A 25709-nucleotide genomic window follows, 5' to 3' on the forward strand; every position below is an offset into this window, starting at 1 on the left:
GATCCTTCTCCTCCCCCGTTCCAATTGGATGGGCCCGCAACAGGGATATCGCTCATCGACCACCTCCCGTACATGCCCGACTTTCAGACCGAGACGACCCCGAACCCCAACAGTCTTAAGATTACGACGGACGCGGGTCGTTTCATCGATGATGGTCTCGTATCGGCCTCCTCACCCGACGACGTGCCAGAAGACACACTCGCGCACAAACTCCTTTCCGTGAAGGGCGTCGCAGATATTCTCCTCCTGCCTGCCTTCCTCACGATCTCTCGAACGGATGGCGTCGCCTGGTCGACGTTGATGCCGAAAGTGGAGGATGTTCTGACGAGACACTTCGCCGAACGAGCGAAACGGACGTAAGCCGTGGAGCCACAACACTGCAGGCGCATCAGGCTAGCGCACGTACAACGCGGCACGGTCGCCACGCGGTTACGCTAATACGTCTAGTAGACACTGAACCTCATGCGTCACCAGTGGGCGCCGGTGCACGTGCCCCGGATCTATCACGGCGATTCCCTTCTCACGTAGAGTTTCAGCGTGTAGCGCCTCGGGAAGCCTGGATTGAAGACTGGGTCGTGCGATCACCGACACAATATCCTTGGCGTTCTCACGGATCCACGTAGCCACGTCGTCAAAATCCTCGTACTCGCTCCATCGCAGATGGGCCCCGCGTTGTGGCTCGGGAGCGCCCCGGCTCACGAGAAATTGCATGCCGGCAGCGTACGCATGCGAAGCATCCTGCGCCTCTAAAAAGGCGCGTTGCATCTCCAGCACGCCCGGGGTATCGTTGTGAGCGGGAAAGACGCCCCGGAAATCCGCCATGGCCTGCAGGATTGGGTCCGGCGTCAGATCCTCCGGCGCCCAGAGCACCTTGAGCGAGGCGGTTGCCTGTCCCTCGTGCAGAAGAGCGTCCTCGGCTAGATTGTGCCGCTCGTCTTCAGGCTCTGATCCGTCGACAATAGCTACGCTGTACGCCGCAGCTGCCCGAATCACGCGTGCTGCATCTCCTCCAGCGCTGATCCATTCCTTCTCTATTTCGTCCGAATCTTCCCCTCCCGAGAGAATCAGCACGTCATCGGAGGCTGGCGCTGGAAATTCCGAACGATTGACGACGTCGGCCTCCAGGCGACCGTTCGATGTGGTAAGATCGTTCAGAAATGCCGGCACGATGGCCGGGGACGCCCCCGACATAAAGCTACGGACCGGGTGACCAAGAGTCAGAGCGACGATGACCTCGCGAAGACCATCCACCGGCGTACGATCACCGTGCTCGATAAATACCGTCGGTCGCTGCTCACTCCGGTCGCCTTTCTCGCGTTCCTTCAAAACGATCGATGCCAACAGCGGCGCCGAGATCGTAGACGCGAACTGGTTGATCGCGAAGACGATCGCTTCTTCCGTAAAGAGATTTTCCGCGTGCAGCGTGGCGTGTTCGGCCTCCTTCCGCCGCTCCCCATCCGGATCGCTCCACTGATCTACGACCTCTGCGATGCATTCGACCCGTTCGCGAACGGATGATTCAAGTTCATCCAGAATGCTCGTGTCATGTTCTACGTGATCGGACGTGGCATCATGATCGTGCACGTGTTCGTCGTGCTCGTGCGCGTGCGACGGTTCAGGGGACGATTTCGCGGCTGACGAGTCCTTTGTCATATGGACGGGATTCGAGGAAAGACATTTCATTCGATAACGGGAAAACGGGACCTTCCCGCCGGTGCGCGAACGCGTTAGCGACGGTCCGCGGCCACAAAATAGAAGCGCGCACCGCCGGAAACGATCCAGGGTGCGCGCCGAGTCTTTGCTAAAATCAGTAAGAAGCCGTTGGGAGGCCTACGGTCAAAATTTAAGTGTACAGCCAAATGCTTTCGTGTCTGCGACCGGCACCTCCTCTCCCGCGACAACAGCATCGATAGCGTCCTTCAGGTACGGCTTCTGCACGTTATCGGCGGAGGCGGGACTATCGTCAATCGTTCCCGCATAAACGAGGGTACTATTATCATCAAAGACAAACGCATGGGGGGCACGAGAGGCCCCGAGTGCTTTAGCCAGCACTGCATTTTCGTCCCGTACGTACGTAACCGGGTAGTTTTTCGATGCCGCGCGCTGAGCGTTGCCCTCGGCTGACTCTTTTGGGTACGCGGCGGCATCATTCGAGTTGACCAGGACAAACGCAACGCCCTCAGACTCCGCTTGCTTGGCGAGCCCGAGAACACGGTCCTCGTAGCGATCCACCCATGGGCACTGGTTACTCCAGAACACGAAGACGGTCGCCTTCTGCCCCAGCAGGGATGAAAGTTGTACGGTGCCCCCGTCGACCGTAGTAAACGAAGCCGTCACCGACGGCATCGACGAACCAAGAGGAAGCTCCTGGGGCTGAGCAGCGACATCCCCTGGAAGCAAAAACCAGAGGGCCGCTGCGACGATCACCGAGACGAGTCGACGACGCGACGCATGAGCAGAAGAAACAGGGACTTCGCAGCAGGTATGCATACAGCAATCCAGCTAGTGAGCAAGACGGCGAAGATTTCGGTACAGTCGGTCGTTCACGACACGATTCGGCGTCGTTGTACAACGGGGCGAATTTCGTGCCTCCGTGTGTCCAGCAGACCCATGACGCAACGGCCCGTTGTTCTCGTGCCATTCCGACAAGTAAGCCGCGACGTACAGGGTCAGAGTATCAGATACGACCTGTGAAACCAAGAATCCAGCTCGTTTACGTTCGAATCAGGAACGCTGACCTATTTGGCCGATGGATCTCAAAACGTAAGGACACTCGTTCATGCCTATGATGCGTCTGACGGTGATCTTTTCGCGATGACGCCGTTGACACAATTCGCGAGATCAACCAGACCATGTGTTGCGAACATAGCGAGGACCGACCAGCGGGAGGTCCGTACCACCGAATCGCCGAAGGCTGTCCGCCAAACAGGTTCTGAAAGCGAAACACGAAACCGTCGGTCAAGAGCTGGGCGACGTTCGGAAGCATGTTGCGCCTTCCGCCACATTAAGGTACATGGGTCCGTCGATTCGTGTTTGCGCAAAAACGTCCCGACACCGGACAAACTGCATCTACCGCCAAATCGATCCGCGGGCAATACATTCGCAGGCCCTCATACCGCGCATCGCACAATCGTGAAAATGAACACCTCCAGATAATGCAGGGGCCGCGTCGCATGAGCGGTGAAACACGCTATTCGACTGGTGAGGTCTGACCCAGCGTTCGACGAGCCATAGTCTTGTTAAGCGCGAGAAAGACGACGATAGCGAGCCCCCATTGAACGAGGCATGTCATCACAGAGAACGGCTCCAGCGGGTTGAACCAGCTATCCGGCGCGTACACAGCTGCCGACTGCCACAACCACCATCCAAGGAGAATGACCGCCTGCACGGGGACCAGAACCCCGACAAGCACCTCCCACACGCGGCCTGGATCTCTGTCGCCTTGAACCGAAGCGATCGCGTCGACCCGGAAGTCTCCGACGCCGTACGATATAACCGCAGCGGCAACCAGTGCTCCCGAAATCAGCAAACCGATGCCCCACACGAAATCCTGATTGGCGAAGATGTCGAGATTTAGAGCAGACGGTACGCCGAAGAGAAAGCCGAAGCCGCAGACACCCAGAATAGCACTTTTGCGGTCGATCCCGAAGTCGACGAACGTGCGCGTGGCAAGCTCAATCATCGAAATGAGGGAGCTGAACGCGGCGAACGAGAGGCCGAGAAAGAAGAGCACAGCAAGCACCGACCCGAGCGGCATGTCCGCAAACAGCCGTGGCATCCAGATGAACGTGAGTCCGGTTCCAGCCGGCCCGCTCGTCTGCATCACGCCCAGGATGTCTCCTTTCGACATTTCCGCACCCAGCGTCGCAAAGACGGTCCCGAAGATAATCATACCGGCCATGAGCGAGACGATGTTGTTGCCAATCCCGGTGATGAAGGCATTCGTCACAACGCCATGTCGACTCTGCATGTAGGCGGCGTACGTGAGAATCAGCCCCCACCCGGCCCCGGTGTCCCAGGCATTTTGCGTGAGCGCCTCCAACCAGATCTCAGGCCGGGCGAGCTGCTCCCACTGCGGATTGAAAAGAAAAGCGATGCCGTCCCCGGCTCCGTCGAGCGACAGCGTCCACCCCAGAGCGAACAGGACGATGACCAGCAGCGTCGGGATGAGGACTTTGTTGACCGTCTCGATTCGGCGCACCCCCGTCCACACGGCAAAGGCCCCGAACGCCATGGCCGCCGCATGAAACCAGAGCGGCGTGTACCCAGCCTGGAAGGCGTCCCATACGCCCTGCGCAGATTCCTGAGTTAATGGCAGTGGGTTTGTGAGCATCTCGACGAAATAAAAGATGCACCACCCGGCCACCACGGCGTAGTAAAACATGATCGCGGATGCGACCATTCCGACGAACGCGCCCATCCACGCCGACCGCTCGCCCGCGATGCGAACGAACGTACCGACCACACCGCTTCGCCCTTTTCGACCGAGCGCGTACTCCGCGATAATGAGCGGAATGCTCCAGAGAAACAGAAATGTGATCCACGCGATGAGGAACGCACCGGCTCCCTCCTCTCCACCATTCGTCGCAGCGATTCGCGGGAACCGCCAGATATTCCCCGTCCCGACCGCGATGCCGAGAACGCTGAGAATCAATCCGAGACGAGACGAGAAACGCGGTTGGTCGCTTGAGGCCATGCGAGGGGCAAGTGAAATGAATGATCAGAGTACGGGAAGTCACCGCCCGTGTGAGGTCAGACGGATCGATACCGAAGAAAACGACCCGAGGGTAGAGAATCCACCGTTGGCCGAATCAAGATCGGCGTTCATTCAGCGAGTGGAGGGCTGCAGCGAGGACCGACCCGTTATAAGCGAGTCCGGTAGGTCTGACGGCGACGCAGGAAACCGAACGGGGAAGTACTCAAAGTTGACGTATTCGTCGAGTTGGTCGTCGTAAAATCGAGGATGAAGGGGGTTGCCGCTCTGCCCTCCCGGCACGACCGCAACGGCACGCGGCGGGTCGACGGAGAAGTCGATGACGAAGCGCTGGCTTGCACTATGCGTCGCCTCTCGACCCCGTGCGGGCGACACCGTTGCATCGAATCCCGGATACGGCATCGGGCCGCGCCACAGCGGCTTCAACTGCTCGGAACGCGTCAGATGACGAAAAATGACGGCGTGATGATCTCCCCAGCGCCAGTCCTGCGGCTCAGCACCGTGACGATCGTACAGGCTATCACTTGCGGTCACAAATGCACGACGAGCCACCTCCTGTGCGGTCTCCTCTTCCGCCGTCTCGGTCACATCGAACCACTGAGCGTTGGGATTTGCGTTGGCCAGATCAAGAAGCACGGCATCTTCCGGACGGTTTTCACCGGTGAAAACATCCTCGTCCCAGACCATACGCCGAAGTTCTGACAGAAAAACGTCGAGAATGAGAGGCTCCGGTCGGTCGAGCGCGGCCACGCCGTCCCATTGAGCGAGCATACGTCGGAGTGAGTCGGCCTCCGGAGGCAAATCGCTGATCGACTGGATGAGCGGCAGAAATGCGTCTCGCTGCTGCACGTCGACGTCAGCCTGGTAGGACTGCAGGTCGAGGAACGAATGGGTACGTTGAGCCGCGAGGAGCGAGTCAATGCGAAGCGACCGCCATCCATCCCGCCAGTCATGGTTCAGGTAGTGGGGATACGTGTCATCCGTCGGCTTTTGATTCGCTGAGAACAGGTAGCCCTGATTCGGATCGCGGCTGTACGGTAACTCCTGGAACGGAATCCGACTCGTCCACTCACCTGCGTTTGACGTTCCATCAAGCAGTCCGCGCCCATGCCCCTGCCGACGCACCGGCATGTGCCCCGTCGAGCGAATTGCGATGTGCCCGTCGCGACCGGCGTAGAGGACGTTCTGCATCGGCGTGTCCCAGTCGCGGAGCGCCGCCTCGAAGTCGCCGAGCGAGTCGGCGTGGACCATTCCCCAGAGCGCCTTCAGCGTCGTGCTCGGCTTATGGGCGACCCACTGCTCAGCAACAGCGGCAAGTCGGCCGTCTGCGAGTCCTCCTGCAGGTGCGTCCGACGTGTCAGCAAAGTGAACGGGACCCCAGTGGCTGTAGTAGAGCGTGTCGATCACCGGATCGCTGTCTTTCACGCGAATCGTGTCGATCTCGGTGCGGAGGGAACGCCATTCCCCTTCAAAACGATAAGCCGAGCGATCGTCGCGCACTTCCATGGAATAATGATCGATCTGATCGCTCCCCGTATTCGTGAACGCCCAGCCATGGTCGGGCGTGATGGCCTGTACGAGCGCAGGAGCACCCGGTACGGTCAGCCCATGGGCATTCATCGTCGGCGTCACCAGGTGCGCCTCGTACCAGATCGGTGGAAGCGATAGCCCGAGGTGCATATCGCCGGCCAAGATTGGCGCGCCGGTCGTCGCGCGCGTCCCACTCACCGCCCAGTTGTTTGAGCCCTTACTTGGAATGTAACCCTCCGCGAGCGTGCCGCGGAGGTTAGCCCGACGGCGGTGACGCTGTGCCAGAATCGACCCCGCAGCCGCATCCCGCTCAGCGGATATCGCGGTCACCGTACGACGATCCACTGATCCGCCGGCTTCCGCATCTGACGATGGAATGATCGGGACGTACAATCCTGCCGGGTCCTTCGGATAGAGCCGGTCGTACCACGTCGAGTCGAGCTTCGTCTGAAGTGCGGCGTATCGCCCGTCGTCACTCGAATACGTCAGGTCGTACGTCATGTACTGCAGGACGCGCATCGCCTGCAACCCATCGAATGGAGCAGGTTCATACCCGAGAAGTCGAAATTCCAGCGGCAGGTCCTCCGGCTCAAGGCGGTTCATGTGGGCCTGAACGCCGGCAGCATACCATGACACTAGACTGTCTTCGATGCCTCCCTCCTCTCGGATCCGCCGAAGGTTTCGACGTGCGCCCCAATCCATCCCGGTCGATCGCAGGAACTGATCGGTCTCTATCGACCCTTCCCCGAAGGCTTCCGATAGCTTGCCAGCAGCAACACGAGGCACGAAGTCCAACTGAAAGAGGCGGTCCGTTGCAACCAGATACCCGAGCGCGATGATAGCGTCCCGATCCGATTTTGCGTAGATGTGCGGCACGTATCGCTCGTCTCGAACGACCGTCACGGGCTGATCGAGCGCATCGATGGTGAGCGTTTGCTCATTCGCAGCAGGGTGTGCGTTGCGCGCCGTGCGATGAAGTCCGTCAGCCGGATCAAATAGGATCTCGAGAGGCGGGACGGCTCCAATCCCAACGTTTCCCATGTAAAGTAAAAGAGCAGCCAGAACGGCTGCGGAAAGCAGTTTTACCAGTCGGGATGTAGTCATTCGCACGTAGAAACGACAGATTATCGAGACATGAGACGTTGACGGAATCGTCCGTTGCCGATGGTGGTGTCACCGAAGACATATCGGCTTAACACGGACACATCTATTCAGCGCCCATCGTTGGCGCGCAGCTGAAGCGGCGACTAAAGACGTCTCGTGGGCACCCTCCTGGCTTCTCTGCTGCGGAGACGAAACCAACCGTGTCATGCAGGTGAGCCCAGTCCTCGTATCCGGATCTCGTTATGAGGGCCTGGATATGTTATGACGAAACCTTGAGTTCGCTCGGTTCCGGCACATCCGTCGCGTCACCTGACGTTTCGGGTGGTCCCGGAACATCAAAGCCTTTTTCGATGCGGCGTAGCAGTTCATCCGTGGCGTTGGCATAATCCCGCGCACCGCGTGTCGTCGGGTCGTGGTCGAAGACGGTCGTTCCGTTATCGTGCGCCTCCGCGAGCGACGTGCTCGTACGAACGACGCTCTCCATCGCGTAATTGCCATATTTCCGCCGGATATACTGCTGATACGTCTGGTGAATCCGTTTACGAGCATCCACCTGGGTGAAGAGCATCGACCGGGTCTGCAAGTTGGGGTTGAGCCGGTCGCGAACGAGACTTGTCGTCTGAAACGTCTGCTCGGCCCCAACAACTCCCTGATACTCGGGGAGAACGGGGATGACTACATGCTGGCTTGCGACGAGAGCGTTCAGACTGTACACCGTCACCGCCGCCGCGGTATCGAACATAATGGCGTCATAATTCGGCTTCAACGCCTCAATCGTTTCGCGAACCCAGAGCACGTCCGTCGGCTTGTTCAGGCTGCGCATAAACTTCGTCAGCCGACTCGTCGACGGGATGAGATCAAAACCGCTGAGTTCGCGCGCCTGGATGCGGCGCGGATCAAGATTCGGGTCAAAGAGAGCGAGCACCGATTCCTCTGGAGGCGGCTCATCGACGTCGAGCGTGCGAGAAAGGAATCCCTGTGGGTCCAGGTCGAGCACAAGCACGCGCCGCCCGGACAGCCCGAGTGCCGAAGCGATGTGAATGACAGAGGTGGTTTTGCCCGTCCCTCCCTTATGGTTGCAGACGCTGAGGACGATCATGAAGCACCGAATCCGCAGGGCGGGGACTTTTGAAGAGAGTTTGGGGGATGTATGCGTTCGACATTGCGCTACGTTCGCGGTGCCTCCTGCGCATGGCGGGAGGCTGGTTCGAACGACCGTTCACCCGACTCAAACGTAACACGCGATGGCCAAAATTGCCGAGTGAGAGATAAGCACATGGTCAGTGCGTGCAGTGAACGGCAAAAACGACACCGTGGTGACGAATAACGCATCATCGAAGCCGATATCGAATGGCGACGCAAACATACACCGTCATCAAACTAGGCGTTTGTCCCCCATGTGTCAAATGGACGGCCGATTTCATTCGAGGAATGTCTGTCGCGATCCATAACACACAAAAGCGGTGCGGCCTGGCTGGTTTCCAAAATGGCTCGGTAAGGTGAAATCTTGCCGCAATTCACGACGACCAACGATGCCGCCAAACTCTTTCAGAAAAGTACACCTGAACATAGATCTCATCCAGGTCGTCAAGGAAGATGCCCATATAAGACGTAGAGATCGCGATGGGTCATTTGCAACCCATCGCACTTCTTGAGAACTCAAAAGGATCACCAGACCTCCACGTGAATGTTTTTACCTTCGCACACCTGAACTCAGTGTGCTCGACCGAACTCGAACTGGGTGCCCTTGTTACGTTATTCTCCGGTCTGTACGTCCGGTTATCCGACCTATCCACACGTCGCCCGCTCTAGTGAATCATCAACTATTTAGCCGAGCATTAGTGACGGGCGTGTGTCTCGGTTTCTCATTCCCGTTGGTTGGATTTGACGTCGTTCCCCAGGGGTGGCTGGCACTTTTTGCGTTCATCCCGCTCCTCGGGGTGACACTCGTGCAGCGACGAATCCCTCCCGGGGAGGCCTTCGCCTACGCCCTCGTCGCCCATCTCATTGCGTACGGAGCGGCATTCCAATGGGTACATTTTCACCCGATGGCGAAAACAGTTCTCGCCTCGGTCGGCGGCATCCTCTTTCTCGCTCTGCTTGGGAGCCTTCCGTGGGTTGGGGCCGCATGGATCCATCAGCGTTCGAACCCGGCAACAGCACTCGCCTCATGGAGTGTCCTCGTTCTCGCGCTTGAACATGGGCTGAGTCACGGTCCGTGGGCCCTACCGTGGACGGTACTTTCGCTAACGCAGGCGAACCTGCCCTATTCAGGGCTTGCAGCAACACTGGGTGCACCGGGTCTATCAGCAATCGTTCTTGCAACAAACAGTACGATCGCCTACGCAGTCCACCGGCCAACGAGTCGCGCTGACGCACTCGATCGTCGCAACACCGAAGTCGTTCGCTTTCCGCTGCTCGCACTCGGCACCCTTGCTACACTGATTGTCATTGGCTTGGGCCTGTTCGATCCACCTTCACGAGGAAATCCCGTTGCGGAATCCTACCTGCGCCTCTTTCAGCCTGGGATCTCGGCGACTGAATGGGCCAAAACAGGTTCGCTCACAAAGGCAGAACGCCTCCTCGCGATGACGCGGGATTCAACAAACGCACCGGAACCGCGGGCGTCATCTCATGGCCAGCGCGATCGGAAACTCGCAGCACGGGTCTGGCCGGAATCCGCCCTCCCCCCTGCTTTTTTCCGCAAACCAGATAGCAGTCACGTGCACCGGGCCATTCACTCCATGCGCGTGCCCCTCCTTACCGGGGCCGTTCGGCCCTACCATGATTCCACGCTTCCAGCGTATCGGCGCTACACGAACGACGTACTCGTTTTTCAATCCGGAGACATTGTGGCGGAGTACTCGAAACGCCATCTCGTCCCGTTTGCCGAACACGTCCCTCTCGTTGACGACGTGCCCTTCCTTCGCTTTTTGACCGTCCCGGCGGGCGGGGTGGCAGGGTACGTCCGCGGCTCCGCCTCGACCATCGTTGAGGTGCCCTCGGCAGGCGGCATCCGGATTGCACCGCTCATCTGCTTCGAAACGATCCTCCGTCCATACACCCGACGCATGGCGGCAAAGCAACCACATGTAATGCTCGCCGTTTCTCAAATCGGATGGTGGGGAAAATCATCCGTCCTTGCTCAGTATCGCGCCCTCACCAGCCTTCGCGCTATCGAGACCGGTCTCCCCATCATCGTCGCTACCGTTAGCGGCCCGACGTTTACAGCGTTTCCGAACGGAGGAATCCAGACGCATATCCGGTGGATGCAGGCCGGGACGGCCGATGTTGCCATACCAGACTCAACGTGGACCGTGTATCGATCCCTGGGGATTTGGATGGACGCAGCTGTTATGGTCGCCCTCTTCCTTTTCGTCTACGTAGCAACAAGCGCCCGAGAGCGCTAAATCCACTGCGAGTCCATCCGCACCTCTCGACTTTTGCGGACAGGGCCTATACATTTATTGCCTTAATCGCGTCGCTGCCTCCCCCCCTCCTACCATGCAACTATCGACAAAGCTGATTCTCGCGTCTCAGTCCCCTCGACGCCGCGAACTTCTCGAACAGCTCCAGCTCACGTTCACCGTTCGCGTTAGCCCGGCAGAAGAGGTAATCCCAGAAGGCGAACCTCCAGCCGTCGTCGCACAGACGATCGCAACGCAGAAAGCGATTCCCGTAGCGGCAGAGCATCCAACAGCTCTAACGCTTGCAGCCGACACGATCGTCGTGCATGACGACGAGATCTTGGGGAAGCCGACATCGAAGCGACATGCCGTTCAGATGCTCGATCGATTGCAGGGCACGACGCACGACGTGTACACGGGCGTCTGCCTCGTTCACCCGACCTCGAACCGGGAAGTAACTTGTTACGAACGGACCCGTGTGACCTTTGCTGCCATTGAATCGGACGAGATCGAAGCCTACGTCGCTTCTGGATCCCCCATGGACAAAGCGGGCGGTTATGGTATACAGGATCGCATGGGACCGTTGTACATCGAAGGCATCGCGGGCGACTACTACAACGTGATGGGACTCCCCTTGAGGCGCCTGTACGTCACGCTGAAATCGGATTTCAGTGATCTCCTGCTCTTCTAGCGAAGGTCTCCCCGCCTCGTAAAGACCTTCTTCCCCTTACGCTTCTTACTTGAGCCTGTACATGTCCGACTCCCCATTCGACCAGATCCGCGTGCTTCTCATTCAGGCTCGCAATACGGCCGACATGGAACGGCAGGAGCAAGGCTGCTTCGCAGACCGAACGAAGCTTCGAAAGGAGCAATTTAAAAGCGTGAACGTCGTCCGCGAACCACTGCGCGTCGAATGGCTCGACGCTGTTGACGCTGTAATGATCGGTGGCGCTGGCGAATATTCCGCTATGGACAACCCGGCGTGGATGCCTGCGCTACTACGAATGGTTCGCATCTGTCGGGAGAAGCGAATTCCGACCTTCGGCTCATGTTGGGGCCATCAGGTCATCGCACGCGCTCTGGGCGGCACCGTGATCCACGACAAGAAACGCGCAGAGCTAGGCTGCGGAAAGGTGCACCTCACGGAGGCCGGACAGGACGATATCCTCTTTTCCTCGTTTCCCTCTACCTTTAATGCGAATATGGGCCACCACGATCGGGTGATCGAGCTTCCCTCCGGGGCCATCGAGCTCGCCAAAAATGGTCAGCCCAATCAAGCCTTCCGCCTCCCGGACGCGCCCATGTACGGAACACAATTTCACTCCGAACTTGATGCGGACAGTGAACGCGAGCGTCTGATCGCCTACCGCGACTATTACCGCGACGACCTACCCGATGAAGCGGAGTTTCAGGCCGTCCTGGACGGACTTGCCGAAACGACGGAAGTGGACCACCTGCTCCGAGACTTTCTCGACGTCTTCGTCTTGAAGCGAAGTGAAACCTCGACTGCGAAGCGCAGCGATGAGGCCGCTACGTAATCTCAAACCGTAGGGAGCCAGGTCGGTCGTGCCGTCCCCATTCTTCTACTCCCCTTGCGACGGCGTCATGCGGTACACGGCCTCTGCCCGGTCGCACGGTCCACCGACCGGCGGATTCGGCTTCCGTACCGTCACTTCGACGGACTCGATGTTCGGGTAGAACTCCGCGACCTTGTTCGCAATGCGATATGCCAGCTTCTCGATCAGGTAAAAGTTATTCTCGGTCACCAGCTCGCGGACGAAGGTGTAAACCTTCTCGTAGTTCACCGTTTCGTCCAGATCATCATGCACCGCGGCAGACTCAAAGTCGAGATCGACCGACACATCGACCTCGTAGCGCCCCCCGATCCGATGCTCTTCCTGCATCACGCCGTGATGACCATAGAAGACGGCATTGATAAGCCGCACCGTTCCGATCGTCGATCCTGTGCGACCGGATGAGTTGGACAGGGCGCGACCCGAAGAGTCAGGTGAGGACAAGGCAGACATGAAGTGATACGCGGTCAGAAAAAACTGTTGGTGAAACCACGATGTGTCGACACACGCGAGAAGCCCCCTGACGGGACGTGCAGGAGGCCTCCGAAGGAATGTGCGAATCTCTTGGTACTACGCAGCCGTCACCGGCATGAGCTTCGGGATGGCAGCAAGCTCCTTGAATGCACGGGCCCGTTCGGTGATCGAGGTCGCGGTGAGGTTCGTGAGACGATCCGGTCCAAACGCTTCTACAGCGAAAGAGGCCAGCGTGGACCCGAAAATGATACTGCGACGAAGTGCGTCTTCGTCAAACGTCCCCTCGCGCGTCAGATGACCGGCCAGGCCTCCGGCGAACGCATCTCCAGCACCTGTCGGATCCTGGATGTCCTCCAGCGGAAAGGCCGGTGCGCTAAAGACCCGTTCTCCGTGAAACAGCAGAGCGCCATGCTCTCCTTTCTTGATGATCAGGGTTTTCGGGCCCATGTCTCGAATGATTGAGGCAGCACGAACGAGGTTGGGTTCACCCGCGAGTTCGCGCGCTTCCGCGTCGTTAATGACGAGGCAATCGACCCGTCGGAGCGTCTCGCGCAGACTGTCCGGCGTATTCTCGATCCAGAAGTTCATCGTATCGCAGATGACGTAGTCCGGATCGTCAATCTGTGCAAGAACGTCGCGCTGAATCTTCGGGTCCAGGTTACCGAGGCACACGATCTCGCTATCCTGATAGGACGGCGGGATCTTCGCCTCAAAATCCTGCAAAACGTTCAATTGCGTATCGAGCGTGTCGCGCTCGTTCAGGTCGTAGTGATACCGGCCGTGCCAGAAGAACGTCTTCTCATCTTCTCGGACGACCAGACCCTCCAGGTCCACTCCGCCGTCCGCGAGCACCTGGCGGTACGAGTCGGGAAAGTCTCCCCCGACGACGCCAACAAGACGAACGTCCGGGCAGAAATAGCGAGCCGCGAGAGTAAGGTATGAGGCACTGCCTCCGAGAACGCGTTTGGCCTGGCCGAACGGCGTCTCAATGGAGTCAAAAGCGACGGTTCCTACAGCAAGGATGCTCACGGAATGCAAGTGTGGGGTGAGAAAGATGCGTTGAGCACAGTCAACGTACGGACAACAGTGCCCGATCGCACGGGCTCTCGTGCGAAATCCACGCCAAGGATCCCTCTCCGCACCTACCCGGAGCCATCTATCGCTTTCGAACCGAGTCAACCACCTTCTTCGTGATATATGCGATCAACATTGACGACCCGATTTTTCCTGCAGAACGAGCAAGTTTCCGCATCAGAACAAGCCCAACGGATGTCGCCGCAAGACCGGCGGCCTTGGCCTTAACGTCTGCAGGTACGATCCCATCGTCCGACGAATACGAACGAACCGCGTCCGCTGCCGAGGTATGCGTGGCGGATTGAGCGCGCTCGCGCATTGCTTCGCCCGCTTCCTGGGCTTTGGTCATGACCTGCTCGAGCATGTCGCTCGCTGCCGACTTATACTTTTCCCCGTCAATGCTCGGTGATGCTACCGCCCCATTACCGAGCGATGCACGCTTCTTCGCAGCAGGAAGCGACTCTTCGACCATCTTATTCGACCGGTCACGTAGCGTCCTCGCCTGATTCCCGATCTCGACCTGAACCTCAGACGCAACGTCTCGGGCTTGCTCGGCGAGCTTTCGTAGCTGCTTCCGGGTCCGCTCCGAAAACGTATCTTTCGGCCGTCCATACTGAGCACCGACGTAGCCTGCGGCGGCGCCGAGCGTTGTCGTTGCGATAATAGCTGCGACCGGGTGCTGCTGAAGCCACGACCCTTTCTCAGCCGCTGCCTGCCGAGCACGCAGGCGCGTCACCTCGGCGCGAAGTCGTTCGAGCTCTTCAACCAGTTCCTCGTACTCCATATCTCGCGCACGGACATCTTCCGGCGCGTCGTTCGAGGATTGGGATTCGACAGATGTCGGCGTCTCAGCCTCGCCGCTGTGCTCGGTTTGGTGCTCGTCCGCGTGCTTTGCGCTGTGTTCACTCATGGCGATTGGGGTCGGTTTGTGCTAAAGAGAAGTGGAAAACGAGAACACCGTGCTACTTGCGGCTGACTGCGCCAACGAATACGCCGAGTGCAAACGCGCCGATCATCGTCGCTGTCTGATTCTCACGAACCCAGGACTTGACGAGGCCCAGTGGAATCTGGCCGCTACTCGCGAGCGCCAGCAGATCCTGCAGGGAACCCGCTCCGGACGACCCGAAGGCTTCCTCCTGAAATGGATCCCCGGTCGTCTTGCTTCCAAACGGCTGCCTTGATCGGTCCGATTCCGCACCTGGGCCCCGGAATCGTTCACCGGCGTCGGACGGTCGATCGAACGGGTGAGGATCGTCGCTCCCGGGAGGCGGAACGGAACGTCCTTCATCGAATGGCGACCGTTCAGTCGATTCCGAAGCGCCGGTCTCCGACGATGATGACTGATTTGCAGTTTCGCGGTCCTCCGTCATAATTTTTGCCGTATCTCGCAGGTATTGGGTTAAAGACGATCGGGCTCGAATACCCGACATATGGCCGTCGCACCAGGAAGGTAGAAACAGGCGGCCATCTGACACCGATCCAACGGCTACACCGACCGCAGGCGTTCCCGCTTTGTCGAGTATCTCCCAATCACCCATTTCTCGCGCGACACGCCGTCCCGGCACACCTGCAAACGCCATGTCTCGGTTGACGGCTACAGTTTGTACAATGAGAACCTGTTTGGCGGACAGCCTTCGGCTATCCAAAAGTACGGACCTCCCGACGGTCGGTCCTCGCGACGCTCGCAAGACTAGATTTGCTTGATCTCGCGCACCGTGTCTACGGCGTCATTGCGAAAGGATAACCGGCAGACCGATGACGAGGCATCAACAGCTGCGCTTACTTTTTCGCGATGTATCCGCCAAACAGGTTATGATGTCGCAACCCAAACCGTATATTCCTGTACCGTCTCCTGGTCCGGTCCGTTAGCCCAAGGGCTCCGGCTTCTCGTTTTCGTCTATTGGTCCCCGACGTTCCACATGGTCCCCTCCCCTCGGTCTGTCCCTCGAGCACGCGCCCTGTACCGCTCGCTTATCGTCTCGCTCGCGCTAGTGCTTCTCGTCGCGGCTCTGCCGGAACGCACTGCAGCGCAGCCGGCCACGACGAAACCCGAGGCGGAGTTTGCCTCCGCCGTACAGTTGTTCGAGCAGCGCCTCTACCGAAAGTCAAGTGCGGCCTTTGCGCGGTTTCGAGACGAGCATCCCGAACACCCCAGCGTTCCGCAGGCCATCTATCTTCAGGCGCGCTCTGCACTAGCTCTCGACCGGGAGGACGACGCCATACGCCTGTTCGATACGCTACAGTCTGAATACCCGTCCCACCCTCGCGCAGAGGAGGCACAGATTAGTCTGGGACAGTATTTTATCGACGCAGGCGAGACGTCTCGGGGACGACGGATCATGGAGCAGATCGCACAGGACGATCCGGATAGCCCCAATGCCCCTCGCGCGATCTATCTCCTCGGCGCGGCTGAACGCGAGGACAGCAACCTTGAGGCTGCTGTCCGATACTTTGAACGCGTCCTTCGCGACCATCCAGATAGCAAGGTTGCGCCCGCCGCTGCATATGACCTCGCCTCAACGCAGGTGCGGCTTGAGCAGTACGAAGCGGCTGCGTCTTCTTTCGAGAGGCTCGCACAGCGGTACCCTGACTCGCCGTACGCGCAGAACCTCGGGACGGCCGTCGCCGAGGTGTATTACGAACTCGGACAGTACGATCGTGTCATCGAAGAACTGCATCCGCAGTTGGAGTCGCTCCCGCCGGATGAACAGCCGCGCGCCCTGTTTTTCCTCGCCGAGGCATACAACCAGCGGGGAGATACGGAGAATGCGATTGTTTACTACCGTCGGATTATCGACAACGGTCAGAGCTCGCCGTACTTGCGCCCAGCCTACTACGGGCTCGCCTGGAACTACCTTCGCGCTGGAAATCCACAACAGGCAGCCGAAAGCTTCGCGCAGGTACGAGCCGTCGCCACCGCTGGCGAGTCTCGCGACGACCTGTCGATGAAGGCGATGTACTACGAAGGCGTCGCTCGCACACGTACCAACGCACCGGCCCGGGCTCAACAACTCTTTCGGTCGGTGGTCGACCAGTGGCCACAGGGGCGCCTTGCCTCAGCGGCAGAGTACGAACTCGGCATCCTGCAGTATCGCCAGGACCAGTACGACGCAGCTGCTGCCTCCTTTCGGTCAGTGGTCCGCCGAGCGCCCGAGGAGCCGCTCCTTGGAGATGCGTATTACATGCTCGGCAATGCGTACACGGCCCAACAGGACCTGGATCGAGCTCTAGACGCATACAACCAGGCCGTCCGACGCGACGCAGCACCGGACTCCCTGCGCCGAGAAGTTCAGTTCCAAAAGGCGTGGACGCTGTATGAGAATGAACGGTACGACGAGGCCGGTACAGCTTTTCTTGCTCTTGCTCGAGACGGCAGCAGCCAGCGCTCCCGAGATGCGCTTTTCTGGGGAGGCGACTGCCTGTACCAGCAAGGCGATTATTCAGGAGCGCAGGCACGATTCCAGCAATATTTGCAGCAGTATCCGAACGGACGACACGCGGCCGCTGCGAGTTATGCCCTCGGATGGACGCATTTCCGCCAGCGCGATTACGGACCGGCGGCGTCGGCCTTTCGCCAGTTCCTCGACTCCTACAGCGAACCTGACGGTGAAATACCGTATCGCCAGGACGCTCGCCTTCGCCTGGCCGACAGCTATTATGCCATGAAGCGGTATGACGACGCTATTGCAGAATACCGTCGCGTGGATGGGCAGGGGGTCGACTATGCCCTGTACCAGACAGGCGAAGCACTTTCTCGGGCAGACCGCAACGACGAGGCAATTCGATCGCTGCAACGTCTCGTCCGGGAATACCCCAACAGTCCATGGCGAGGTGAGGCCCAGTTCCGGATCGGATTCATCCACTTCCAGAACCAGGACTACGCCGCAGCGAGGGAAGCGTATCGCACGCTGATCCAGCGAAACCCGAATGAACGACTGGCCGCACGGGCTCAGTACGGCATCGGAGATACATACTACAACGCCGGTGAAATGGAACAGGCCGTCGACGCCTACCTCCAGGTCCTCCAATCTCATCCCGATAGCGAGTACGCCCCCGAGGCCGCGTCCAGTCTCCAGTACGCTCTATTAGCGACCGGGGATGCATCTCGGGCAGACCAGATCATCGACCAGTTCGAGCGAGAGAATCCGGGAAGCCCGATGGTCGATGAGCTTCGATTTCGCCGGGCGGAGGCCACGTATCAGAGCGGTGGCGTGGACCGCGCATTGCAACTCTTCCAGCGCTTTATCCGGACCTCGAATAACGACGCCCTGCTTCCAGAAGCATACTTCTACGTCGGGGAAATCTACGCGGACCGCGACCAGCAGAGCGAAGCGCGAACCTACCTGCAGCAGCTCGTCGACAACTACCCATCGAGTAACCGACGCCCCGAAGCGGCACTCCGTCTCGGCGACTTGTCGCTTGAGCAGGGCAATGCGCAGGCTGCCCTCGAGGCCTACACAGTCGTCGCGGAGGACGAAAACGTAAATCCGGAACTGCGCGCACAGGCTGTTTACGGTCAGAGTGTCGCTCTGCAGGATCTCGGTCGACGAAACGAAGCCGAACAGTTGCTGCAGCGCCTGATCGACTCGAACCGAGGCGGTCCGCTTCTCGCATCCGCCCGTCTCGGTCTCGCGCGCCTTTACGCTTCGGACGGCCGAACAGCACAGGCCGAGGATCTCTACCGTCAAGTGGCGGAAAGCAGCGACAGTGAAACCGGTGCAGAGGCGCTCGTCCGCCTCGGTATGCTTCTCCGCAACCAGGGACAGCCACGACAGGCGATCCGCGAATTGGATCGGGTATCTTCCCTCTTTGCGGGTTATCCGGAATGGGTCGCACGATCCATGCTACAGCAAGCTCGAGCCTACCAACAGCTCGGGGAATCTGGCGAAGCGTCTCGGATCTACGATCAGGTGATTTCTGAATATGGCGGAACGCCGTTCGCAGAGGACGCACGGAGTGAGAAAGAGCAACTCTGATATCCTCCTCTGACGTGACCGACATCGTTCCTCTGCCCCCGCATTTTTGCCACAGCACGATGCTGATGATCAAATCGATGGCTACTATCGCGCGCTTCCGTTCAACCGCTGTCGTTGTACTCGTCACCCTGGTGGCGAGCATGACAGCGCCTGCGTTCGCGCAGGACAACCCGCAACGGCAACGCGACCCGACGCTTCCGGAGATTGCACCACGCGAGATCGAGATTCGCGGGCAATTTCAGGTGGGCTTCCCTTCCCTTCAGCGACAGCCGCTGCGCGGGTTTGCCTCTCCCCCGACGGTCCCCGTGATACCACCAGACCGGTTGCCGTACACGGAAACGTACAAGCAAGAACGTAGCGACCTCCCGGAGCAGCTCCCATCGCCGCCAAGCGTGGGATCACGACTCGCTACGTCTCCTCCCCCCGCAAACGGCTACGTCGAGGCAGGAGCCGGTCGGTACCTTTCGCGTTTTGCCGAAGGCCACGTGACCCTTCCCGTCACCCCGATGGAGTCATTCGAAATTGATGCAGCCTACGACGGGTCGGCAGGATTTGAACCCAGCACAACCAGCGATGGATCAACGCAACATGATGATGTGGAGGGGTCGCTTCGATTCGTCTCAGAACGCGAAGCGGTTAGCATCGACGCAGGCCTTCGAGGGCTGACGTCGACGTACGATCAGTACGCTGCCGTCCCGAACTCATCCGGCACGATCGGAGCCTCGTCTCCCGACCGAACCGTACAATCTGGAGGGCTCTTCGCCCGGATTCGAACGCATGGCCGGATTCCAACCTCGTTCGGCCTCTCATTTGACCAGACCAGTGCATCGGCAAACACAGAGGTAGGTACGGACAATCGCGACTACGAACAGCAGCGCTTCGCCATCAATGCTCGAGGAGCGATACCGTTCGGCACGCGCGAAATCGAGGCCGATATTGCCGCAAGCACATCGGGACTTGGAAGCAGCGCATTCGAAGGGGACGTACAGACGTTGAACCTCGGCGGATCGGCGATCGCATACCGATCGGGCCCTACGGTCATTCGTGCCGGAGCCCGCCTGCTGACGTTCCAATCCGGCAGCTCGTCGGATTCTCCCCCGACGCCCGAAGCCTCTGCGACGTACTTCGTCCCCACCGGGGAACTCACAATCGCCATGACACCGCGATTTACCATCTTTGCGGTGAATCAACCGGGCCTCGAACACAATACGTTGCTCTCGCGAATGAGTGATACGCCGTGGCTCGCTCCCCAGCGATATGTGCGCCCGACGCTCTACGCTACGCGTGCTGACGCTGGCGTACGAGTATCCGTCGGCCCGTTGCGCATCACCTCCCATGCGGGGTACCGCTATGCACCATCCTATCGCTTCGTCGAACCCGGCCCCGTCGTTGGATATGAGAACGGGTTCTTCCGTTCGAACTACGAGAGTGCCCGGATCGCCGAAGCCGGTGCAAGCTTGGCCCTCCAGGGATTTGATCAGGTGCAGGCGATCCTGCGTGCCACCATTCGCGACGGACAATTGACGGACTCCGATACGAGCATCCCGTACTTTTCCCCTCTCGTCGTTGAATCCGCCCTCACCTACAGCTTCCTGGACGGAAAAGCACTTGCCGGTATGGAACTGGGTGTCGAAAGCCCGCGCTACGTCGACCGGTCCGAGACCGAGCAAACCGATACCATCGTCGACCTTGACCTCAACGGAAGCTATCACGTCACGCCCATCATCGACATTGTGGCTCGGCTGGACAATATGGGTGCTTCCTTCGAACGCTATGCAGGCTACGAGCGCCCGCCTACAACCGTAACAGCTGGTATTCGCATACACTGGTAGTTGGACCAGATCGACTCAATCCGATCCGCACCTTCTTACGGCCACACAAAGGCGTTTAATTTCAATAGAGTGTGATGTATGTTGGAGGACCGACTGGTAACCAACTTGACACGGTCTGCTTCTTGCATCTGTTTTGTTAAACCGGTACGCCCAACCGTTGCGCAGTAGTCCCCGGGCGTCCCCGGACCCCCACGAAATTAGCACACTTCCAATCTCCGTACTCATGGCCGGTCCTTCTGCAGAAGACATTATCCACGCGTTTGCCCGTGCCGTCCGAGACTCTCTCGAGAAAGGTGAATCCGTTCGGGTACCGGGCCTCGGCCGCTTCGACATTGAGCACAGGCAAAGCCAGATGGTAGAGACCGACGAGGGCGAAGCGACGATGGCCCCGCCTCGCGATGTGATATCATTCACGCCCGATTCCGGCACGACCTCATAAGCATATCGCGCTCTCCCTCCCCCCTCACCTCGTTCGCGCATTCGGCTCGCCTCACCATGCCTGCAAATATTTTCGAACGCATCGCCGATATCCTCGGCCTCCCGACGGATCGGTCTGAGAAATTAGTCCGCGCAATGATTCGCGAGATTCGGAAGCGAGCGCGGAAAGGACGTGGCGTTAAAATCCCCAATCTCGGATCCTTCGCCGTCGAAGACGGCCAACTTACGTTCACGCCTGCGAAATCCTTGGCCCGAGCCGTAAACCAGCGTTTCGAGGGCCTTGGTGATGAACAGGTCGCTCTCCCGGAGCTCGACGAACAATCCGGTACGGGTGAAGGACCGACGACAATCACTCGCGGCTTTGACATGGGAGCGTGGGATCCGTTGGATACCGGTGGTGAATCCACGGCATCGGGTACAAGCTCCACGTCGACCTCTGGTGGCGCGGATACAGACGAGTTTCAGATCGCTCAAGAGGCGCCAGACACGGACGAGTTCGAGATTCCGGGAGGGAGTGACCAGGACTCAAACCGCGACGCACCGCGCGACGAGGCTCCACGCCAGGAGGTCGATGCGTCTACCAAGGAACCCGAGTCTGATCCGCAGTGGGATGTCGGGCCCGCTAGATCGGTCGAGGAAGATGATTCATCAGCCGAAGACGCGTTCCCCAGTCCTGACCGATTGCGAGGGGAGGAATCAGCGCGTGACCAGGGATCGGACATCGATCCTTCCGCCCCATTGAGCGTGGATGACCATCGTGCCGAAAACGTGGACGATGACTCCTACGATGATTCCGGGTTCTCTTTCTCGAATGATCCTGATGAACGCGCGGCGTCAGTGGACGATGCAGACGCAGATGAACCAAATCCCTGGGCTGCTGAGTCAGCATGGGACTTGTCAACGGTAACCTCGTCGGATGTCGACGATTCCGATGACGTCGGTGATGATCCTGCCACTGACCCGGAAGACCCGAGCGACTATCCGTCCTATCGACCACCGGACGCTGACGAGCAGGAGGCTGAAAATCAGCCGTCAAGGTCCATCTTCGACTTTGACGAGGAAGAGGAAGAACCCGACTCACCAAAACGGGACGCCCCGAAAACGACGAAGATTGACGTCGCCTCGCTCGAAGATGAAGCCGAGGAGCAAGAAACGAGTTCATCGAGCGCAGCAACCGTAATTTCCGTTGTCGTGATCCTCTTTCTTGCTCTCGCGGGTGGATGGATCGTCCTTGGCCAGCAGGGAATCGTCCCGGCTCCAGACCGTGTTCTCGGTCTGGAGAAGGGCCTCACGACCTCATCGTCCCCATCCGCATCGAACGATGCTGAGGAGGCTCCATCTACTGTCTCCTCCTCCCAAAACGACGCTTCTGCGACCGAAACGGGATCGCCCCAAGGTCAAGCAGATGAGACGACGGCCCCCGAAGAAACGACCGAAGCTGGAAACAATACGCAACGCGGATTCGATTCACAGCAGGGCGGCTTCACCATTGCCGTGGCCTCTCGCTCCACGCGTTCGGGTGCTCAGGCAATGGTTGAGCAATTCCGACGGAATCTGGCAGATACCAACTTGCCTGTAGATATCGTTACTGCTACAACGAACGGAACGACCCGATACCGCGTCGGCGTTGGCCAGTTTTCGACACGTGCCGCCGCGAACGAGACGCGCCGCGAACTGCAGACGCGTCTCCCCGACGGAGCATGGCCTGTCCCAATCGATGGTGAGTAAGCTCTGACTGAGAGGGCTTTCCGAGCAAAGATCGTTTCTGCATTCTTTTTCCGCCGTCTGTATCGGCGCATCCGCCCCCCGCGGATACCTTTCACTCCCACTCCCCCGACTACCCTCCCCCACAGCCTATGGCGCCGCTGCCGCAAGTCGACACGACCGCTGCCGATACAACGCAAGCTGCCGGAGCGGGCGCACAGTCCCTCCTTGACATCTTATTTCAAGGCGGATGGGTGATGATTCCCATTCTCCTGCTCTCGCTCGTAGCAATTTATCTGCTCATTGAGCGCCTGATCACGATCCGTAATGCGCAATCGGACCCAGAGGTCGTTACCGACCGGATACGTCAATACGTCCGCTCAGGCGATGTCGACGGAGCGATATCTTACTGCATGCAGAAGGACGTCCCCATCACGCGCATTCTGAAGCAGGGGCTTGAGCGCCTCGGGCGCCCCATTTCGGAGATCCAGGATGCCGTTCAGGCTGCAGGAAAGTACGAAACGTTTGAGCTGGAGAAAAAGACGAACATGCTCGCAAGCATCGCGGGAGTCGCTCCTATGCTTGGATTCTTCGGAACGGTCCTCGGTATGATTCGCGCGTTTCAGGAGATTCAGAACCTGCAGGGCAATGTTAATCCCAGCGTTCTCGCCGGCGGGATCTGGGAGGCTCTCGTTACAACAGCGACCGGGCTCCTCGTCGGTATTCTCGCTTTACTTGCGTACAACTTCCTCCTTACACGGATTCGCAGGCTGACAAACGACATGGAGCGCTCGGCGACCGACTTTATCGACCTGCTTCAAGAGCCCGTACCTCCACAGTCGTAGGTACGCCGTCTGTCGTTGCCGCATGATATCCGCGCCCCTGTCTTCGCTTTGCCCCTCCTGCCCATGCCACTCGACTTCTCCCCGTCGCGTGAGCCGCTGTCGACGTTCAGCCTTGCCGGCATGACCGACATCGTGCTTCTGCTCCTGATCTTTTTTCTTTTGACCTCGAACTTTATCCCACAAATGGGAATCCGGGTCACACTTCCCCAGGTGGAGTCATCAGCTCCGGTAGAGCGTGATTACGTGACCGTGGTTCTCACCGATGAAGGGACGTATTACGTTAACGGTCAACGCGTCTCAGAGAGCCGGCTTGTTGCTTCCATCCGATCTGCGAAGACGACGCAATCCGCTCTCGTGCTTCGTGCGGATCAGGGTGCTACAATCGGACAGTTCGCCACGGTTGCTTCCGCAGCTCAGGCGCTAAATCTGCGCGTGTTGATGGCAACAGAGCGTAACCGCCGCTGACGTCCTGCCTGCTCTACTGTACAACTGGTTACCAAGCTGGACACCACTCGCCTCGTTGCGGGTGGTGTTTTTTCGTTTGATACATGCCGGAAGCGTACATCAAGTAGATCCGTGCCTTTCAGAGGCATCAAGATCCGATGACGTGAGGGTGCCTAACAGAGACCGCGGCGTGCGCGGCGGTCCAGAGTACGGTTCACGGGCTGTTATTCGTTTTCCGAATGATACGGTCGGGATCCCCCATACCGTGTCCTCGCAGGAGCTCCGAGTTGGGAAGAGAAACGAGTCAACGGTATCCGTTCAAAACCTGTTTGCCGGACAGCCTTCGGCGATCCGATGGTACGGACCTCCCGATAGTCGGTCCTCGCTATGTTGGCAATACTGGGTCGGTTTGATCTCGCGCTGTGTCCACTCCGTCATCGCGAAAAGATCACTGTCAAACGTATGATGGGCATGAACACCCGTCGTTACGTTTCGAGACCCATCCGCCAAACAGGTTGTCAAACGCTCTTCTGCAAGGAGCGGCCGCGTCCGCCGAATCGAAGCCGCTGGAGACACCGACATTTTAACGTCGAAACGGTAGTATTCCGTCGGCCCGAGTCGTACAAGCACATGTGTGACGAGCTCGACCAGACGCCTTCCCCCCGACATCTAACTGTGGATCACCGTGGAGGCACCGACACGGAGGTGAATACGATCGACACATTCTGTCTCTGAGTAGCCACAGACAGGTGTTCAAGCAAACCACACGAGTAGACGGCTACGCCCAGACGCCCTTTGAACGTCACACGTCTGGACGCCAAACTGCCAGAGCACACAAATATAGAAGCGGCTCATGCCTGGAAGGCACGAGCCGCTTCTCTTCTACTTAATTCGCTCTGTAGTCCTCGCTTAGCGCGAGGAATACGAGAGGCGAGTAATCTTATCGACCAGGTTTCGCTTCTTGGCCTCAAAGCCCTCTCGGACGGTCCGATCGCCGATCTCGACGATACGCGCATCGCGTTCACGAACGATCTTCGCGAATGCGATCTGATCACCAAATGGCTTGAGCGCAGCCTCATTGGTCACGAGCGTTGTGCCCTTGTTGCGGAGCACGTCGTCGACCCAAGAGTCTTTGGCGTTGAGGTACATAATCGGAATATCTTCCTCACCGGTGCCCGGCGGGCGATAGATAAAGAAGAGTTCCGTGATACGCTCCTCGAAGCCGTCGCGGTTCACCTCGAAGCGGTAGTCAATAAAGACATAGTTCGCACTCGAGAGACCAATACCCTCCTGGTTAAGAAGCTGATCTTCGAGCTGGCTAACCAGGGTACGGTTCGGGTCGTCAGGGGCACGTTTAATTTGAAGGCTGTCGCTGCGGTCGATCACATTAATCAGTGTGTCGAGCAGGGCCCGAGTTGGCGTCTCGGTCTGCACCGGAGCGATGACCTGCGTCGTCTGGAGCCAGCGCTGGGCGTTAGCTTCGCGCGGGCCGATGAAAAGAAGGAACGCGAGGGCGAGAGTGGCAATCCCGCCGACACGTTTTAATGCGTGGAGTGGATGGATGGTACGCATCATAACGTTATGAGAACGGCG

The 25709-nt window shown here is 58.8% G+C and carries 20 protein-coding genes; 10 read left to right on the forward strand and 10 right to left on the reverse strand.

All coding sequences use genetic code 11. The features are described from left to right. Positions 1-72: 72 nt before the first annotated feature. Entirely contained in the window at positions 73-360 is a 288-nt protein-coding gene (locus tag CRI94_RS02445; RefSeq protein ID WP_098074058.1) for a NifU N-terminal domain-containing protein, read from the forward strand. Positions 361-429: 69 nt separating this feature from the next. Here the strand turns inward: CRI94_RS02445 and CRI94_RS02450 are convergent, their stop codons facing one another. The 5 genes from CRI94_RS02450 to CRI94_RS02470 form a co-directional block, all read right to left on the reverse strand. Further along, positions 430-1653, reverse strand: coding sequence for a hypothetical protein (locus CRI94_RS02450; RefSeq protein WP_098074059.1), 1224 nt, complete (start codon positions 1651-1653; stop codon positions 430-432). Between the two features lie 183 nt (positions 1654-1836). After that, positions 1837-2490 carry a thioredoxin family protein gene (locus CRI94_RS02455; RefSeq protein WP_098074060.1) on the reverse strand — a complete coding sequence of 218 codons (654 nt, stop codon included), beginning with the start codon at positions 2488-2490 and terminating at the stop codon, positions 1837-1839. 700 nt (positions 2491-3190) lie between these two features. Further along, a complete protein-coding gene (locus CRI94_RS02460) occupies positions 3191-4696 on the reverse strand; it encodes a sodium-dependent transporter (protein WP_098074061.1) in 1506 nt (501 codons plus the stop codon). A gap of 132 nt (positions 4697-4828) precedes the next feature. Further along, the gene (locus tag CRI94_RS02465) at positions 4829-7348 is read right to left on the reverse strand and encodes a penicillin acylase family protein (protein WP_098074062.1); all 2520 of its coding nucleotides are present in this window, start codon (positions 7346-7348) and stop codon (positions 4829-4831) included. A 259-nt stretch (positions 7349-7607) separates the two neighbouring features. After that, complete coding sequence (locus tag CRI94_RS02470; RefSeq protein ID WP_098074063.1) at positions 7608-8447, reverse strand: ParA family protein; 840 nt, start codon at positions 8445-8447, stop codon at positions 7608-7610. Between the two features lie 775 nt (positions 8448-9222). On the opposite strand from CRI94_RS02470, the gene lnt reads away from it, so the two are divergent. The 3 genes from lnt (at position 9223) to CRI94_RS02485 (ending at position 12293) form a co-directional block, all read left to right on the forward strand. Then, on the forward strand, positions 9223-10758 hold the full coding sequence (gene lnt, locus CRI94_RS02475; RefSeq protein ID WP_098074064.1) for an apolipoprotein N-acyltransferase: 1536 nt from the start codon (positions 9223-9225) through the stop codon (positions 10756-10758). Positions 10759-10852: 94 nt separating this feature from the next. Further along, positions 10853-11446 (forward strand): Maf family protein, encoded by a 594-nt coding sequence (locus tag CRI94_RS02480; protein WP_098074065.1) that lies wholly within the window; start codon positions 10853-10855, stop codon positions 11444-11446. A 61-nt stretch (positions 11447-11507) separates the two neighbouring features. Continuing rightward, the gene (locus tag CRI94_RS02485; protein WP_098074066.1) at positions 11508-12293 is read left to right on the forward strand and encodes a type 1 glutamine amidotransferase; all 786 of its coding nucleotides are present in this window, start codon (positions 11508-11510) and stop codon (positions 12291-12293) included. Between the two features lie 45 nt (positions 12294-12338). Here the strand turns inward: CRI94_RS02485 and folB are convergent, their stop codons facing one another. From folB to CRI94_RS02505, 4 genes are all read right to left on the reverse strand, one after another. Beyond that, on the reverse strand, positions 12339-12782 hold the full coding sequence (gene folB, locus CRI94_RS02490) for a dihydroneopterin aldolase (RefSeq protein WP_098074067.1): 444 nt from the start codon (positions 12780-12782) through the stop codon (positions 12339-12341). A gap of 117 nt (positions 12783-12899) precedes the next feature. Beyond that, positions 12900-13832, reverse strand: a complete 933-nt coding sequence (locus tag CRI94_RS02495) for a PfkB family carbohydrate kinase (protein WP_098074068.1) — start codon at positions 13830-13832, stop codon at positions 12900-12902. Positions 13833-13959: 127 nt separating this feature from the next. Then, a complete protein-coding gene (locus tag CRI94_RS02500) occupies positions 13960-14787 on the reverse strand; it encodes a hypothetical protein (RefSeq protein WP_098074069.1) in 828 nt (275 codons plus the stop codon). Positions 14788-14839: 52 nt separating this feature from the next. Further along, on the reverse strand, positions 14840-15457 hold the full coding sequence (locus CRI94_RS02505; RefSeq protein ID WP_179862119.1) for a hypothetical protein: 618 nt from the start codon (positions 15455-15457) through the stop codon (positions 14840-14842). Positions 15458-15796: 339 nt separating this feature from the next. Here CRI94_RS02505 and CRI94_RS02510 point away from each other — a divergent pair, with 339 nt between their 5' ends. The 6 genes from CRI94_RS02510 to CRI94_RS02535 all read left to right on the forward strand — a co-directional run bounded on the left by CRI94_RS02510 (position 15797) and on the right by CRI94_RS02535 (position 24137). Further along, positions 15797-18853, forward strand: a complete 3057-nt coding sequence (locus CRI94_RS02510) for a tetratricopeptide repeat protein (protein WP_098074071.1) — start codon at positions 15797-15799, stop codon at positions 18851-18853. A 59-nt stretch (positions 18854-18912) separates the two neighbouring features. Beyond that, positions 18913-20685, forward strand: coding sequence for a TonB-dependent receptor (locus CRI94_RS02515; protein ID WP_098074072.1), 1773 nt, complete (start codon positions 18913-18915; stop codon positions 20683-20685). 223 nt (positions 20686-20908) lie between these two features. Further along, positions 20909-21124 (forward strand): HU family DNA-binding protein, encoded by a 216-nt coding sequence (locus CRI94_RS02520; RefSeq protein WP_098074073.1) that lies wholly within the window; start codon positions 20909-20911, stop codon positions 21122-21124. A 56-nt stretch (positions 21125-21180) separates the two neighbouring features. Further along, entirely contained in the window at positions 21181-22851 is a 1671-nt protein-coding gene (locus tag CRI94_RS02525; RefSeq protein ID WP_098074074.1) for an SPOR domain-containing protein, read from the forward strand. A gap of 128 nt (positions 22852-22979) precedes the next feature. Continuing rightward, positions 22980-23672, forward strand: a complete 693-nt coding sequence (locus CRI94_RS02530; protein WP_098074075.1) for a MotA/TolQ/ExbB proton channel family protein — start codon at positions 22980-22982, stop codon at positions 23670-23672. Positions 23673-23735: 63 nt separating this feature from the next. After that, entirely contained in the window at positions 23736-24137 is a 402-nt protein-coding gene (locus CRI94_RS02535; protein WP_098074076.1) for an ExbD/TolR family protein, read from the forward strand. 888 nt (positions 24138-25025) lie between these two features. Here the strand turns inward: CRI94_RS02535 and CRI94_RS02540 are convergent. Beyond that, on the reverse strand, positions 25026-25691 hold the full coding sequence (locus CRI94_RS02540; protein ID WP_098074077.1) for a hypothetical protein: 666 nt from the start codon (positions 25689-25691) through the stop codon (positions 25026-25028). Positions 25692-25709: the final 18 nt, after the last annotated feature.

The organism is Longibacter salinarum (genome assembly GCF_002554795.1).
Taxonomy (GTDB): Bacteria; Bacteroidota; Rhodothermia; order Rhodothermales; family Salinibacteraceae; genus Longibacter; species Longibacter salinarum.

Coding starts and splice junctions, on each gene's coding strand:
- CRI94_RS02465 (WP_098074062.1), bottom strand. CDS start 7,348: ATGACTACATCCCGACTGGTAAAACTGCTTTCCGCAGCCGTTCTGGCT.
- CRI94_RS02445 (WP_098074058.1), top strand. CDS start 73: ATGCCCGACTTTCAGACCGAGACGACCCCGAACCCCAACAGTCTTAAG.
- CRI94_RS02515 (WP_098074072.1), top strand. CDS start 18,913: ATGCTGATGATCAAATCGATGGCTACTATCGCGCGCTTCCGTTCAACC.
- CRI94_RS02525 (WP_098074074.1), top strand. CDS start 21,181: ATGCCTGCAAATATTTTCGAACGCATCGCCGATATCCTCGGCCTCCCG.
- CRI94_RS02520 (WP_098074073.1), top strand. CDS start 20,909: ATGGCCGGTCCTTCTGCAGAAGACATTATCCACGCGTTTGCCCGTGCC.
- CRI94_RS02500 (WP_098074069.1), bottom strand. CDS start 14,787: ATGAGTGAACACAGCGCAAAGCACGCGGACGAGCACCAAACCGAGCAC.
- CRI94_RS02460 (WP_098074061.1), bottom strand. CDS start 4,696: ATGGCCTCAAGCGACCAACCGCGTTTCTCGTCTCGTCTCGGATTGATT.
- CRI94_RS02455 (WP_098074060.1), bottom strand. CDS start 2,490: ATGCATACCTGCTGCGAAGTCCCTGTTTCTTCTGCTCATGCGTCGCGT.
- CRI94_RS02540 (WP_098074077.1), bottom strand. CDS start 25,691: ATGATGCGTACCATCCATCCACTCCACGCATTAAAACGTGTCGGCGGG.
- CRI94_RS02450 (WP_098074059.1), bottom strand. CDS start 1,653: ATGACAAAGGACTCGTCAGCCGCGAAATCGTCCCCTGAACCGTCGCAC.
- CRI94_RS02505 (WP_179862119.1), bottom strand. CDS start 15,457: ATGGCGTTTGCAGGTGTGCCGGGACGGCGTGTCGCGCGAGAAATGGGT.
- CRI94_RS02470 (WP_098074063.1), bottom strand. CDS start 8,447: ATGATCGTCCTCAGCGTCTGCAACCATAAGGGAGGGACGGGCAAAACC.
- CRI94_RS02510 (WP_098074071.1), top strand. CDS start 15,797: ATGGTCCCCTCCCCTCGGTCTGTCCCTCGAGCACGCGCCCTGTACCGC.
- folB (WP_098074067.1), bottom strand. CDS start 12,782: ATGTCTGCCTTGTCCTCACCTGACTCTTCGGGTCGCGCCCTGTCCAAC.
- CRI94_RS02535 (WP_098074076.1), top strand. CDS start 23,736: ATGCCACTCGACTTCTCCCCGTCGCGTGAGCCGCTGTCGACGTTCAGC.
- CRI94_RS02480 (WP_098074065.1), top strand. CDS start 10,853: ATGCAACTATCGACAAAGCTGATTCTCGCGTCTCAGTCCCCTCGACGC.
- CRI94_RS02485 (WP_098074066.1), top strand. CDS start 11,508: ATGTCCGACTCCCCATTCGACCAGATCCGCGTGCTTCTCATTCAGGCT.
- CRI94_RS02530 (WP_098074075.1), top strand. CDS start 22,980: ATGGCGCCGCTGCCGCAAGTCGACACGACCGCTGCCGATACAACGCAA.